At 69.2% G+C, this 13,441-nt stretch carries 9 protein-coding genes and 5 tRNA genes; 11 read left to right on the top strand and 3 right to left on the bottom strand.

Annotated features, from left to right (window positions below; genetic code table 11):
• Positions 1 to 237: 237 nt before the first annotated feature.
• From V7Z54_RS07715 to pgi, 3 genes are all read right to left on the bottom strand, one after another.
• On the bottom strand, positions 238 to 585 hold the full coding sequence (locus V7Z54_RS07715) for an ArsC family reductase (protein ID WP_334135604.1): 348 nt from the start codon (positions 583 to 585) through the stop codon (positions 238 to 240).
• Positions 586 to 685: 100 nt separating this feature from the next.
• A complete protein-coding gene (gene ppc, locus V7Z54_RS07710) occupies positions 686 to 3,511 on the bottom strand; it encodes a phosphoenolpyruvate carboxylase (protein WP_334135603.1) in 2,826 nt (941 codons plus the stop codon).
• A gap of 138 nt (positions 3,512 to 3,649) precedes the next feature.
• The gene (pgi, locus tag V7Z54_RS07705; protein WP_334135602.1) at positions 3,650 to 5,233 is read right to left on the bottom strand and encodes a glucose-6-phosphate isomerase; all 1,584 of its coding nucleotides are present in this window, start codon (positions 5,231 to 5,233) and stop codon (positions 3,650 to 3,652) included.
• A gap of 274 nt (positions 5,234 to 5,507) precedes the next feature.
• Between pgi and folC the strand changes: the two genes are divergently transcribed.
• The 11 genes from folC to V7Z54_RS07650 all read left to right on the top strand — a co-directional run bounded on the left by folC (position 5,508) and on the right by V7Z54_RS07650 (position 13,159).
• The gene (gene folC / locus V7Z54_RS07700; protein WP_334135600.1) at positions 5,508 to 6,869 is read left to right on the top strand and encodes a bifunctional tetrahydrofolate synthase/dihydrofolate synthase; all 1,362 of its coding nucleotides are present in this window, start codon (positions 5,508 to 5,510) and stop codon (positions 6,867 to 6,869) included.
• 3 nt (positions 6,870 to 6,872) lie between these two features.
• Entirely contained in the window at positions 6,873 to 7,673 is an 801-nt protein-coding gene (locus V7Z54_RS07695; RefSeq protein WP_334135598.1) for an SPOR domain-containing protein, read from the top strand.
• Positions 7,674 to 7,682: 9 nt separating this feature from the next.
• Entirely contained in the window at positions 7,683 to 8,168 is a 486-nt protein-coding gene (locus tag V7Z54_RS07690; RefSeq protein ID WP_334135596.1) for a CvpA family protein, read from the top strand.
• A gap of 18 nt (positions 8,169 to 8,186) precedes the next feature.
• Positions 8,187 to 9,710, top strand: coding sequence for an amidophosphoribosyltransferase (purF, locus tag V7Z54_RS07685; protein ID WP_334135595.1), 1,524 nt, complete (start codon positions 8,187 to 8,189; stop codon positions 9,708 to 9,710).
• Positions 9,711 to 9,713: 3 nt separating this feature from the next.
• Positions 9,714 to 11,075 (top strand): O-succinylhomoserine sulfhydrylase, encoded by a 1,362-nt coding sequence (locus tag V7Z54_RS07680; RefSeq protein WP_334135594.1) that lies wholly within the window; start codon positions 9,714 to 9,716, stop codon positions 11,073 to 11,075.
• Between the two features lie 141 nt (positions 11,076 to 11,216).
• Positions 11,217 to 12,620: a glutamate--tRNA ligase gene (gene gltX / locus V7Z54_RS07675; protein ID WP_334135592.1), complete on the top strand. Its 1,404-nt coding sequence runs from the start codon at positions 11,217 to 11,219 to the stop codon at positions 12,618 to 12,620.
• A gap of 123 nt (positions 12,621 to 12,743) precedes the next feature.
• Positions 12,744 to 12,819: transfer RNA gene (locus tag V7Z54_RS07670), tRNA-Ala, on the top strand.
• An 8-nt stretch (positions 12,820 to 12,827) separates the two neighbouring features.
• A tRNA-Glu gene (locus V7Z54_RS07665) sits at positions 12,828 to 12,903 on the top strand.
• Between the two features lie 5 nt (positions 12,904 to 12,908).
• A tRNA-Asp gene (locus tag V7Z54_RS07660) sits at positions 12,909 to 12,985 on the top strand.
• Positions 12,986 to 13,001: 16 nt separating this feature from the next.
• Positions 13,002 to 13,077 (top strand) — tRNA-Glu (locus tag V7Z54_RS07655).
• A 5-nt stretch (positions 13,078 to 13,082) separates the two neighbouring features.
• Positions 13,083 to 13,159: transfer RNA gene (locus V7Z54_RS07650), tRNA-Asp, on the top strand.
• Positions 13,160 to 13,441 lie beyond the last annotated feature (282 nt).

Raw genomic sequence — 13,441 nt, 5'->3', positions numbered from 1 at the left:
ACGTTGGCGCGCGTGGCGACGAGCACGCCGGACAGGGTTTCGGTGATGGCGTTCATGGTGCGGCAATTGTAGGAGGATCGTGTCGCTGCCCCGCAGGGGGTGTCGGCGCGTCGTGCGGTGAGGCGCCATCGGCGTTGGGGCCGTTGCACCAGCAGCCCCATTCTGTGACCCGTGCCGTTGCTGCAGGCGCGTTGGCCCCTGGTGGGGAAGACGGCGGGGCGCTGCCGATGGCTGCGGTCACAGGCGTTGCGACCACTCGGCCGGGTCGAAGCCGACGCTGACGGCGGCGTCGCTCCACTCGACCACCGGGCGACGGATGACGCTGGGCCGCGCCAGCATCAGGGTGCGGGCGCTGGTGGCGTCGCCAACCGCGGCGCGGGTGGCTTCGTCGAGTTGCCGCCAGGTGGTGCCGCGGCGGTTGAGCAGCGCCTCCCAGCCCAGCGCTGCCAGCCAGGCATCGAGTCGCTCATTCGGCAATCCCTGTTTCCTGAAGTCGTGAAAGGCGTGGGGGACACCGCGTTCCTGCAGCCAGGCGCGCGCCTTTTTGACCGTTTCGCAGTTCGGCAGACCGTAGACCGTGATCATGACCGGCATGGTAGCGCAAGGCGCGGCGTGGCCCATGCGCGGGCCGCCCGTGCCGCGTACGGCCAGCGGCGCGAAGGCCGCCGCGGGTGGTCCGCACGGGTCAGCCGGTGTTGCGCAAGCCCGCCGCGATCCCGTTGATGGCGATGTGGATGCCGCGCTTGACCTTGTCGGAGGTGTTGCCGGCGCGGTAACGGCGCAGCAGCTCGACCTGCAGGTGGTGCAAGGGGTCGATGTACGGAAAGCGGTGCGCGATGGAGCGCGCCAGCGCCGGGTTGTTGCGCAGCCGCTGGCTGTGTCCGGTGATGCGGGTCAGCGCGTCGTGTGTGCGTTGCCACTCGGCTTCGATGGCTGCGAAAACCCGCTGTCGCAGGCGGGCATCGGGCACCAGCGCTGCGTAACGGCGCGCAATCGAGAGGTCGCTTTTGGCCATCACCATGTCGATGTTGGACAGCAACGTGGCAAAAAAGGGCCATTCGCGCGCCATGCGGCGCAGCAGGCGCGTGCCGGCACGCTCGCCGCGCTCGGCCAGCAGTGCATCCACCGCGCTGCCGAAGCCGTACCAGCCGGGCAAGGTGGCGCGGCACTGCCCCCAGCTGAAGCTCCACGGAATGGCGCGCAGATCTTCGATGCGCTGGCTGGGTTTGCGCGACGCCGGGCGTGAGCCAATGTTGAGTTCGGCGATCTCCCGGATGGGGGTGCCGTGAAAAAAATAGTCGGCAAACCCCGGCGTCTCGTACACCAGTTGCCGATAAGCCTGCTGACTGGCGGCCGACAGGACTTCGGCGGCCGCCAGGAAGTCAGCCGGTGCTGCCGTCACCGGCGGGGCAAGCGTCGCCTCCAGCGTGGCAGCCACCAGGGTTTCCAGATTGCGCCGACCGATGTCGGGATTGGCGTACTTGGAGGCGATCACTTCACCCTGCTCGGTAAGGCGAAGTTGACCGTTTACGGTGCCGGGTGGCTGCGCCAAGATGGCCTGATAGCTGGGGCCGCCGCCGCGCCCGACGGTGCCACCGCGGCCGTGGAACAGCCGCAGCGGCAGTGGCCGGCCCCACTGAGCCGAGAGGCGGTCGAACAGATCGGCCAGGGCGACTTCGGCGCGGTACAGCGCCCAGTTGCTGGTGACGATGCCGCCGTCCTTGTTGCTGTCAGAGTAGCCCAGCATCACCTCCTGTTCACAGTACTGCAGGGGGCCGCCGCGCGCCAGCATGGCGGCGATGCCGGGCAGGGTCAGATAGTCCTCCATGATGCGCGGCGCGCGCTTCAGGTCGTCGATGGTTTCGAACAGCGGCACCACGATTAGGTCGGCACAGGCGTCGTGATCCAGCGTGCCGCGCAACAGGCCGGCTTCCTTTTGCAGCACCAGCACTTCCAGCAGGTCGCTGACGGCCTCGGTGTGGCTGATGATGCTGTGGCGGATGGCGGCGGCACCGAAGCGCTCGCGCAACTCGCGCGCGGCCTCGAAAATGGCCAGCTCGCTGACGGTGTGAGCGTCGTAGGCATGTTGGGGCAGGCGCAGCGGCCGCACGTCGTTGAGTACTTGCAGCAAGACGCGCTGCTTGTCCGCTTCCTCCAACGCGCTGTAATCGGGGCACACCCGGGCTGCCGCCAGCAGGTCGGCGACGGCGCGCTCGTGTTGGTCGGAGCTTTGGCGCAGGTCGACGGTGGCCAGGTGAAAGCCAAATACTTCCGCCGTGCGGATGAGGGGCTTCAGGCGCGGCCGCGCCAGTGCCTCGCAGCGCTGGGCGGCCAGGGCCGCGTCCAGCACCCGCAAATCGGCCAGCAGCTCGTCGGCGCTGGCGTAGGGGTTCTGAGGGGCCACCGCGTGGCGCGCCGCCTCGCCACCGGTGAGCGCGTGCAGCGTGGCGGCCAGCCGGGCGTACATACCGGTCAGGGCGCGCCGGTAGGGTTCGTCTTGCCGGTGCGCGTTGGTGTCGGGCGAGCGCTCGGCCAGTGCCTGCAGCGCCGGCGGCGGGGGCAGCAGCATGGCCGACAGCGACAGCTCCGCCCCCAGCGCGTGCAGCTCGCGCAGCAGGTGGCGCAGAATCACGTCACTTTGCCGCTGCAGCGCCAGCCGCAGCGTGTCGGCGTTGACGTGGGGGTTGCCATCGCGGTCGCCGCCGATCCAGTGGCCCATGCGCAGAAACGGTGGCACGCTGGCCTGCGGCAAGGCCGCCTCCAGCTCGGCATACAGGCGCGGAATCTCGGGCAGAAAGGTCACGGGGTAGTAGGCCAACGCATTTTCGATTTCGTCGGCCACCGTCAGCCGCGTGAAGCGCAGCAGCCGGGTGTGCCACAGCTGGGTCACGCGCGCGCGCATCAGGGCCTCGCAGGCATTCAGTTGCCGCGCCAGCACCGGATCGCGCTCGGACGGGGTGCCGCAGGCGGCCTGGCGGATCGCGTCGCGCTCGGCCAGCAGCCGGGCGATGTCGCGCTCGGCGTCCTGGATACTTTTGCGCTGCACCTCGGTGGGGTGAGCGGTGAGCACCGGACTGATGTGCGCGTGCTGCAACATTTCGGCGACCGCATCGGCGGCCACGCCGCGCTCCTGCAGACGCCGCCACAAATGCGCCAAGCTGCCTTCTTGCACCCGGCCCGCGCGTTCGTGCACGGCGCGGCGGCGTACGTGGTGGCGGTCTTCGGCCAAGTTGGCCAGATGACTAAAAAAGGTAAACGCTCGGATGACACTGACCGCCTGGTCGTCGGTCAGACCCGCCAGCAGGGTGTCCAGACGCCGACCAGCGCGCGCGTCGCCCTGCCGCCGATAGGCCACCGACAGCTGGCGAATGTCTTCGATAAGCGCGAAGGTGGCCTCACCCTCGTGTTCGCGGATCACGTCGCCCAGCAGTCGGCCCAGCAGCCGGATGTCGTCGATCAGCGGCTGGTCCTTATTCGGGTCTCGGGAGCCAACAGCGGAAGAGGGGGCCATGCGCGGTAGGTATCAACAGTGGTGGGGGTCGATGCCGGGGTCCGGGCGGCAGGGCAATAGGCGGTGCAGTCCTGCCGGGGTGCACGTGTCGAGCGGCCGGGAGGTATCCCCGCATCCGCCACCCCGCAGTCTAGCGCGTCAGGAGGCCTGACATTGCAGTGAGCGCAGCATGGCCTTGCCCAATTCCACGCCCCACTGGTCGAACGGGTTGATACGCCACAGCACGGCCTGGCAAAACACCTTGTGTTCGTAGGCGGCCAGCAGCGCGCCCAGTGCACCGGGGGTGAGCGCGGGCAGCCACAGGATGTTGCTGGGGACATTGCCGGCGAAGCTGCGGTGCGGGGTAAGTGCCTGCACCTGTACCTCGGGCAGACCCGCGGCGCGCAGTTCGGCGGCGGTGGCGGCGGCGTCGCGTCCCAGCGCCAGCGCACGCGCCTGAGCGCGCAGACTCTGCTGCACCAGCCGGTGGTGGTCGGCCGCCAGCGGCAGCGGGGTGTCCTCCTGCAGCACTCCGATGAAGTCCACCGGGACGCGGTGCCGGCCCTGGTGCAGCAGCTGGAAGTACGCGTGCTGGCCGTCGATGCCCGAGCCACCCCAGACGATGGGGCCGGTGTCGATGGTGCAGGGGGTGCCGTCGGTGTGCACCGACTTGCCGTTCGATTCCATGTCGAGCTGCTGCACGTGGCGCGCGAAGGTGGCCAGGCGGCTGCTGTAGATGGCCAGCAGGTGTGTCGGACAGCCCAGGAAATTGCGGTTCCACACCCCCAGCAGCGCCAGCCACAGCGGCAGGTTGCGCTCGGGCGGGGCGCTCCAGAAGTGGCCATCCATCGCATGCGCTCCGTCCAGAAAGGCGCGAAACGCATCGGCGCCGATGGCCACCGCCAGCGGCAACCCGATGGCCGACCACACCGAGTAGCGGCCGCCGACCCAGTCCCACAGGCGGAAGGTGTGTTCGGGCGCATAGCCTTGGGCGGCGGCCCGGTCGGGCGCGGCGGTGACCGCGATCAGGTGCGCGCGCTGGGCGTCGCCCGCGATGCCGCCATCGGCCAGCCAACGCCGGGCCGACGCCGCCATCTGCAGGGTCTCGGGCGTCGTGAACGTCTTGCTTTGCACGATGAAGAGTGTGCGCGCCGGGGTGCTGCGGCGCAGCACACGGTACAGTGCCCAGGCGTCGGGATTGGAGACGAAATGCACCCGGACCTGCGGCCCGGCCAGATGGTCGAGCGCCTGTGCCGCCATGCGCGGTCCCAGGTCCGAGCCGCCGATACCCAGGTTAACGACGTCGGCGATGGGCTCACCGGTGGCGCCCAGCCAGTGCTGCGCGCGAATGCGCTCGGCAGCGGCCAGAAAGCGCTCGCGCTCGGCATGCACGGTGGCGGCGATGTCGGCACTCCACGGTCCCGTGGCGTTGCCGGGCGAGCGCAGCGCCACGTGCAGGGCGGCGCGCCCTTCCGTGGCGTTGACGCACTCGCCGCGTGCCAGCGCGGCGGCCTGCTCGCGCACCCCGCTCTCTCGTGCCAGTGCCAACAGCGCGTCGAGCACGTCGTCGGTGACGGCCTGATGGGAGGCGTCCAGCGTCAGGCCGGCGGCATGCAGGCGCAGCCGTTCGGTACGGCGTCCGTCGTCGAGCAGCTGGCGCAGGTGGGGGATGCCGGCGGCCGCCAGGGTCCGCAGGCGTTGCCAGGCGGGGGTCTGTGGCAGGTGCGGGGCGGAGCAAGACATGGGGGTGTGACAGTGCGGTCGTGTGGGTGTTCGGATCGGTTTTAGGGCGAATCAGGACGGTGTCGACCCTGGGCTGCGCGGTCGTTGCGGTGGCAGCCGCGTAAATGCGGCGTCAGCGGCGTGCTGAACTGGCCGCCCATGGCCCGCCCGCCCAACGGTGTCTGCTGCCTTGGCACAATCGGGCTCGCGCTGCACACGCGCGGCGGCTGGCCGGGGCGTCGCGTACCGTCTCCGCTGCGTTGTTTTACCCGCCATATCGTACCGGTTGATTGCCATGTCCTTCGCTTCTGCCGCCGCGCTGGGGCACGCCGCCTCGGTTGTCCCCTCGGCCCAATCTCCCCTGACCGACTGGCTGGCCTATTTGGAGGCGCTGCACGGGCAGCGCATCGCGCTGGGGCTGCAGCGTGTGCAGGCGGTGGCGCAGCGCCTGGGCGAGTCCGTGCGGCCGCGCTGTCCGGTCATCACCGTTGCCGGCACCAACGGTAAAGGGTCGACCTGCGCCATGCTGGAGTCGATCTATCGGCAGGGCGGCTACCGCACGGCGCTGTACACGTCGCCGCACCTGGTGCATTTTGAGGAGCGCGCCCGTGTCAACGGTGAGCCGATGGCGGCGACGGACCTGACCCCATCCTTTGCCGCCGTGGAGGCGGCGCGTGTGGCGGGTGAGCCGGTTGCGCTGTCGTACTTCGAGTTCACCACGCTGGCCCTGGTGCATGCGTTGCTGGCGCAGCAGCCCGATGTGCTGATCCTGGAGGTGGGCATGGGTGGGCGGCTGGACGCGGTCAATGTGTGGGATGCCGACTGCGCCGTCATCACCAGCATCGACCTCGACCACCAGGAGTATCTCGGTCCGGACCGCGAGGCCATCGGTTACGAAAAAGCCGGCATCCTGCGCACGGGCCGCCCGGCGGTGGTGTCCGATCCGGCGCCGCCGCACAGTGTGCTGGCACGGGCGCGCGAGATTGACGCCGATCTGTGGCTGGCGGGGCGGGACTTCCGCTTCGGGAGCGACCGCCAGCAGTGGCACTGGCAAGGGCGGGCACGGCGTTACCCTGGGCTGGCCCATCCGGCGCTGCGGGGAGCGAACCAGCTCATCAACGCCAGCGGGGTGCTGGCGGTGGTGGAGGCCATGCACGCGCGGCTGCCGGTGTCGGCGCAGGCGGTGCGGCAGGGGCTGGCGCTGGTGCAGTGGCCGGGGCGGTTCCAGATCGTGCCCGGTCAGCCGGTGCTGGTGCTGGATGTCGCGCACAACCCGCACGCGGTGGCGGCGCTGGCCGAAAGTCTGGACGCGATGGGGTTTTATCCGCAGACACAAATGGTCTTCGGGGCGATGGCGGACAAAGATCTGGCGCCGATGTTGCAGCGCTTGGATGCGCTGGTGGACGGGTGGCATTTTTGCGATCTGCCCACAGCGCGTGCCGCCCCGGCGGACGCGCTGTGCCAGCTGTGGCAGGGGCTGACGGCGCGCCGCGATGCGCGGGCGCACTGCCATGCCACGCCGTCGCAGGCGCTGCAGGCGGCGGTGGCTGCCGCCGACCCCGCTGGTAGAATCGTGGTCTGTGGTTCCTTTTACACCGTCGGTGGCGTGCTGCAACACGGGTTGCCGCGCCTGGGCGCCAAGCACCTGCAGGGCTGACGCATGTTTGCACTTCGCTCCGGTTCCGGCTCGTCGTCCCCATCCGCCGGGGCCGCGCGCGATGTGCCTCCGACGGTCGAGGCGCTGCGGCGCCAAGCCCGCCGACGGCTCATCGGCGCGGCGGTGCTGGTGCTGGCGGCTGTCATCGGTCTGCCCGCGTTGCTCGAGTCCGAACCGCGTCCTCTGCCCAGCGACATCGTGATCGAGATTCCGGCGCGCGATGCCGTGCCGCCGCTGGGGTCACCGAAGGCGGCCGTCGCGCCGCCTGGATCCGTGGCGGTGGCCGCACCGCGTCCCGGTGCGACGGAGTCGGCACCCGCGGGTGCCAGCAGCGGCGGCGCGGCAGCCGTCGGCAGCGCCGCTGTGCAGCAGACGACCTCCCCCCGCGTTGCAGAGGGCGCCGCGACAGCGGCACCGGCCGCGTCCGCCGCCGAGGCCCTATCCCCTGCGGCGGGTGCTGGCGCAGTGGCTGCCCCTGCGGTGCCAGCGGCCACGCGGACGACGGGGGCTGCCGCCGTCGGGGCAGCGACCGGTGACACGCGAGCGGCGGAGGCGGCCCAATCGGACGCTGCTAAGACGCGCGTGATCGTGCAGGTGGGGGCCTATGCCGAGGCAGCGCGTGCGCAGGAGGTGCGCCAGCGCCTGGAGCGGGCGGGGCTAAAGACCTACACCCACGTGGCCGAGACACCGCAGGGCAAACGCATCCGGGTGCGCGTGGGGCCATTCGATTCGCGGGCCGAGGCCGAGCGGGTGGCCGAAAAGGTCAAGGCGCTGGGCTTGCCAGTGGCCATCCTGACGCTGTGAGGGCAACCGATGGCGCCGGTGGATGTCGCCCTGCTGTGCGTGCTGGCGGCTTCGGTGGTGTTGGGCCTGTGGCGCGGCCTGCTGTACGAGGTGCTGGCGCTGCTGGCATGGGTGGCGGCGTATTTCGTGGCGCGGCAGTGGGCGGCGCCGCTGGCGCAGTGGCTGCCGCTGGCCGACTGGGGCCCGACGTGGCGTTGGCTGCTCGCGTTTGCCGCGCTGTTCGTGCTGACCGTCTTTGCGGGGGGCTGGTTGGCCTGGGCTGCCCAGCGCGGTGCGCAGGCGGTGGGTCTGCGCCCCATCGACCGGGCCCTGGGCGGCCTGTTCGGCGCCCTGCGCGGCGTGGCGTTGCTGCTGGCGCTGGCCGCCGTGCTGCAATGGACGCCGTGGGCCGACCACCCGCTGTGGCAGCACGCCCATGGGGCGCGTTGGCTGGAGCAGGGTCTGCAACTCGTCAGGCAGCTGGCGCCGCTGCAGGTGACGCAGGTTTTACCGTGAACAGACAAGGACAACGACATGTGTGGCATCGTCGGCGTGGTCAGTAACCAGCCGGTCAATCAACTGATTTACGACGCGCTGCTGCTGTTGCAGCACCGCGGGCAAGACGCGGCCGGCATCGTCACCCACGCCGGGCACAAATTTTTCATGCACAAGGCCAAGGGCATGGTGCGCGACGTCTTTCGCACGCGCAACATGCGCGCCCTGCCCGGTGACAGCGGCCTGGGCCAGGTGCGCTATCCCACTGCGGGCAACGCCGCCAGCGAGGAGGAGGCGCAGCCGTTCTATGTCAACGCGCCATTTGGCATTGCGCTGGCGCACAATGGCAACCTGACCAATGCGGCGGTGCTCAAAGAGGAGTTGTTCCGGCTCGATCACCGCCACATCAACACCGATAGCGACACCGAGGTGCTGCTGAATGTGCTGGCGCACGAACTGGAGCGCACCACGCGCGACACCACGCTGCGTGTGGCCGACCTGTTTGCGGCGGTGTCGGCGGTGCACCGCCGCGTGCGCGGCTCCTACGCGGTGGTGGCGCTGATCGCCGGATATGGGATGCTGGCGTTTCGCGATCCCTACGGCATCCGCCCGCTGTGCATCGGGTGTGGACCCGACGGCACGGTGATGGTGGCCAGTGAGTCGGTGGCGCTGGAAGGCACGGGGCACCGCTTCGAGCGCGACGTCGCGCCCGGCGAGGCGGTGTTTATCTCGTTTGACGGGCAGGTGGTGGCGCAGCAGTGCGCCGACGCTCCCAGGCATCACCCCTGTATCTTTGAATTCGTGTATCTGGCGCGGCCGGATTCGGTCATCGACGGCATCTCGGTGTATCAGGCGCGCCTCAACATGGGGCAGGCGCTGGCCACGCGTGTCATTTCGACCGTGCCGCCGGATCAGATCGACGCCGTCATCCCGATCCCCGAGTCCAGTCGACCGGCAGCGATGGAGGTGGCGCGTCTGATTGGGCGGCCCTATCGCGAGGGCTTCGTCAAGAACCGCTACGTGGGCCGCACCTTCATCATGCCGGGGCAGGCGGTGCGCAAGAAGTCGGTGCGCCAGAAACTCAACGTCATCGCCAGCGAATTTGCCGGTCGCAACGTGCTGCTGGTCGATGACTCCATCGTGCGTGGCACCACCAGCCGGGAGATCGTGCAGATGGCGCGTGAAGCCGGGGCACGCAAGGTCTATCTGGCCAGCGCTGCGCCGCCGGTGCGCTACCCCAACGTCTACGGCATCGACATGCCCACCCAGGCCGAACTGGTGGCCCATGGCCGCACAGTTGAGGAAGTGCGACAGATCATCGGCTGTGACGCGCTGATCTACCAGGACGTCGATGCGATGAAGCGCGCGGTTGCAGTGCTCAACCCGGCGCTGTGTGGGTTCGAAGCGTCGTGCTTCGACGGCGTCTACATCACCGGGGATGTGACGCCCGAGTCGGTGGCGGCGATGAATGTCCCGCGGCAGGTGGCCGCTGGCGCCGAGGGCGCGGACGACGAGGGGGGCGGTGCGAGCCGCTTGACGCTGCCCAACGCGCAGGAGGGCTGAGGCATGCCCGACGCGTTGTCATCTCGGGCGACGATCCCCACGCCGCGCGGTGAGCGCTTGGCCGACGAAACCGTTGCGCTGAGGGCGGCCAAGGTGCCCGTTGGCGGCACTGAGGGTTACCCGGAGTTGGCTAGAGCTGCCCAACCGCCCGTAGGCGATGGCGGCCTGCCGCCACACTGGCGCCCTGAGACGGCCGCGGTGCGGGTGGCGGTGCCACGCACCCCGTACGGCGAAAACGCCGAGGCGCTGTTTCTGACCAGCGGCTTCGTGCAGCCCAGCGCCGAGGCGGCGGCAGCGCGCTTTGCCGGCGACGAGGAGGGCTACACCTACGCCCGCTACGGCAACCCCACCACCAGCAGCTTTGAGCAGCGCTTGGCCGCGCTGGAAGGCACCGAGGCGGCGATTGCCACCAGCTCGGGCATGGCCGCGATCTTGATGCTGTGTCTGGGCCTGCTCAAAGCGGGTGACCACGTGGTGTGCTCGCAGTCGATGTTCGGGGCTACCATCCGCCTGATCGGTACCGACCTGGCCAAGTTCGGTGTCGCCTCCACCTTCGTGCCGCAAACCGACGTCGATGCCTGGCGTGTCGCCATCCGACCCACCACGCGCCTGTTGCTGGCCGAAACCCCCACTAATCCGCTGACCGAGGTGTGCGACATCGCGGCGCTGGCCGACATTGCGCACCACGCGGGGGCGCTGCTGGCTGTGGACAACTGTTTTGCGACGCCCGCGCTGCAGCGCCCGGTGGCCTTCGGGGCCGACATCGTGGTGCACTCCGGCACCAAGTTTCTGGACGGGCAGGGTCGGGTGATGGCCGGTGCGCTGTGCGCCAAGCAGGCGCTGGTGCAAGAAACATTTTTGCCGGTGTTGCGCAGCGCGGGCATGACGCTGGCGCCCTTCAACGCCTGGGTGGTGCTCAAGGGGTTGGAGACGCTGCATCTGCGCCTGCAGGCGCAAAGCGCCACGGCGCTGCGGCTGGCGCACTGGCTGCAGGCGCACCCGGCGGTGGCGCGCGTGTTCTATCCGGGCCTGAGTAGCCATCCGCAGCATGCGCTGGCCATGCGCCAGCAGTCCGGTTGCGGTGGGGCCATCGTTGCCTTTGAAGTGCGCGCCGATGGCCCCGAGCATGGGCGTGCACGGGCGTTTGCGGTGCTCGATGCGCTGCGCACCCTGTCTCTGTCCACCAACCTGGGCGACACCAAGACGCTGTGCTCGCACCCGGCCAGCACCTCGCACGGCCGTCTGACCGAGGCGCAGCGTCAGGCCGCCGGGATCTCCCAAGGCCTCATCCGAGTGTCGGTCGGGCTGGAACATATCGACGACATCACCGCCGATTTGGCGCGCGGACTGGATGCGCTGACCTGACACCGACCACGGCGCGCCGACCCGCCCCCGGTGTCGGCCCCCACCGCGCCTCGGGCGCACAGACACCTGGTCCGTTGTGGCCGGATCGCGGCGCCGGGGTGCGCCGACTGCCGAGGCCCCGAGCCGTTTACGATAACCAACATGACCACGCGAATCCGCACCCGTTTTGCCCCGTCGCCGACGGGCTTCATCCACCTCGGCAATATCCGCTCGGCGCTGTACCCGTGGGCGTTTGCCCGCGCCCACGGCGGCGACTTCATCCTGCGCATCGAAGACACGGACCAGGAGCGCTCCACGCAGGCGGCGGTGGACGTGATCCTGGAGGCCATGCAGTGGCTCGGCATGACCCCCGACGAGGGGCCGTACTATCAGATGCAGCGCATGGACCGCTACAAGCAGGTCATCGGCGAGATGCTGCAGGTGGGCCTGGCTTACCACTGCTACATGACGCCGGCCGAGCTCGATGCCCTGCGCGAACGCCAGATGGCCGCCAAGCTCAAGCCGCGTTACGACGGCACCTGGCGCCCGGAGCCGGGCAAGACCCTGCCGCCGGTGCCCGAGGGCGTGCTGCCGGTCATCCGCTTTCGCAACCCGACCAGCGGCAGCGTGGTGTGGGACGACAAGGTCAAGGGTCGCATCGAGATCCGCAACGACGAACTCGACGATCTGGTCATCGCCCGTCAGGCGCCGGTGGGTGACATCGGCACGCCCACCTACAACTTCTGCGTGGTGGTGGACGACATCGACATGCGCATCACGCACGTCATCCGCGGCGACGACCACGTCAACAACACGCCGCGCCAAATCAACATCATCCGCGCGCTGGGGCACGAGCCGCCGGTGTACGCGCACCTGCCCACCGTGCTCAACGAGCAGGGCGAAAAGATGAGCAAGCGCCACGGCGCCAAACCGGTCACCTGGTACCGCGACGCCGGCTTTCTGCCCGATGCGATGATCAACTATCTGGCGCGCCTGGGCTGGAGCCACGGCGATGACGAGATCTTCACACGCGAGCAGTTCCTGCAGTGGTTCGACCTGGACCATCTGGGTCGCAGCGCCGCGCAGTTCGACGAGGCCAAGCTGCGCTGGGTCAATGCCCAGCACCTGAAGATGACGCCGGACGAGTGTCTGGCGCCGCTGGTGGCCGAGCAGCTGGCACGCCGCGGCGTGCAGTCGGATGAGCGGCTGCCCGCCATCTGCGGGCTGTTCAAGGACCGCTGCGACACCACGGTGGCGCTGGCGCAGTGGGCCCTTCCGTACTACACGGCTGCCGCGCCGCGCGCCGAGGACCTGGCGCAGCACGTGACGGTCGCCGTGCGGCCGGCGCTGCGGGAGCTGGCCGCCCGGCTGGCCGAGGTGCCGTGGCAAGCCGCCGAGATCAACGCGGCGGTCAAGGCCACACTGGCCGCGCACGGACTGAAGATGCCTCAGCTGGCCATGCCGGTGCGTGTGTTGGTGATGGGTACGCCGCAGACGCCGTCGCTCGACGCCGTGCTGGCGCTGCACCGGCGCGAGGACGTATTGGCCCGCCTGCAAGGCGCCTGAGCAGGGAAATTTTTGGCGCCGGTCCACGAAAGGCGACGGAAATGTGTCTATAATTCAAGTCTCGTTGCTGCACGAGGCGATACCCGGCGGGTGTTAGCCAGCGAGTAGCAACATAAACTCCGTGGGGGTATAGCTCAGCTGGGAGAGCGCTTGCATGGCATGCAAGAGGTCAGCGGTTCGATCCCGCTTACCTCCACCACGGATGCAGACCCTATCGTCTAGAGGCCTAGGACATCACCCTTTCACGGTGAGTACCGGGGTTCGAATCCCCGTAGGGTCGCCACCATTGGAGCGGTAGTTCAGTTGGTCAGAATACCGGCCTGTCACGCCGGGGGTCGCGGGTTCGAGCCCCGTCCGCTCCGCCAACGTTTTCGCGTCGACGACCCTATCGTCTAGAGGCCTAGGACATCACCCTTTCACGGTGAGTACCGGGGTTCGAATCCCCGTAGGGTCGCCACCATTGGAGCGGTAGTTCAGTTGGTCAGAATACCGGCCTGTCACGCCGGGGGTCGCGGGTTCGAGCCCCGTCCGCTCCGCCATTCTATGTTCCGCAAAACTCGGCCGCGTGCCGGGCTTCGTGCTGGGTGGATTGGGCCTTGCAGACCGCTGACAGCGGTTCGTTTGGCGTACGGTAACGCCCGGCGGGCTGGGCGCCCAATCGCAAGGGCACTCCGGCTTGCTGCGTTCAATGGGCGAGTGTTGGGCGGCCGTCGAAAGCCTCCTTCCACGCCGCCAACTTCTCCCACGGCATAGGGCGGGCCAAACAGTAGCCCTGCACGCACAGCGGGCCCTGCGCACCCAGGAAGTCGAGCTGGCGCCGG

Origin of the sequence: Tepidimonas sp. (assembly GCF_036824975.1) — a bacterium.
GTDB lineage: Bacteria > Pseudomonadota > Gammaproteobacteria > Burkholderiales > Burkholderiaceae_C > Tepidimonas.
This window is presented reverse-complemented; position numbering and strand designations above follow the sequence as displayed.

What these genes read in the sequence shown, in the direction of transcription:
- V7Z54_RS07715 (WP_334135604.1), bottom strand. Translation starts at nt 585, where the DNA reads ATGATCACGGTCTACGGTCTGCCGAACTGCGAAACGGTCAAAAAGGCG.
- purF (WP_334135595.1), top strand. Translation starts at nt 8,187, where the DNA reads ATGTGTGGCATCGTCGGCGTGGTCAGTAACCAGCCGGTCAATCAACTG.
- ppc (WP_334135603.1), bottom strand. Translation starts at nt 3,511, where the DNA reads ATGGCCCCCTCTTCCGCTGTTGGCTCCCGAGACCCGAATAAGGACCAG.
- V7Z54_RS07680 (WP_334135594.1), top strand. Translation starts at nt 9,714, where the DNA reads ATGCCCGACGCGTTGTCATCTCGGGCGACGATCCCCACGCCGCGCGGT.
- gltX (WP_334135592.1), top strand. Translation starts at nt 11,217, where the DNA reads ATGACCACGCGAATCCGCACCCGTTTTGCCCCGTCGCCGACGGGCTTC.
- pgi (WP_334135602.1), bottom strand. Translation starts at nt 5,233, where the DNA reads ATGTCTTGCTCCGCCCCGCACCTGCCACAGACCCCCGCCTGGCAACGC.
- V7Z54_RS07690 (WP_334135596.1), top strand. Translation starts at nt 7,683, where the DNA reads ATGGCGCCGGTGGATGTCGCCCTGCTGTGCGTGCTGGCGGCTTCGGTG.
- folC (WP_334135600.1), top strand. Translation starts at nt 5,508, where the DNA reads ATGTCCTTCGCTTCTGCCGCCGCGCTGGGGCACGCCGCCTCGGTTGTC.
- V7Z54_RS07695 (WP_334135598.1), top strand. Translation starts at nt 6,873, where the DNA reads ATGTTTGCACTTCGCTCCGGTTCCGGCTCGTCGTCCCCATCCGCCGGG.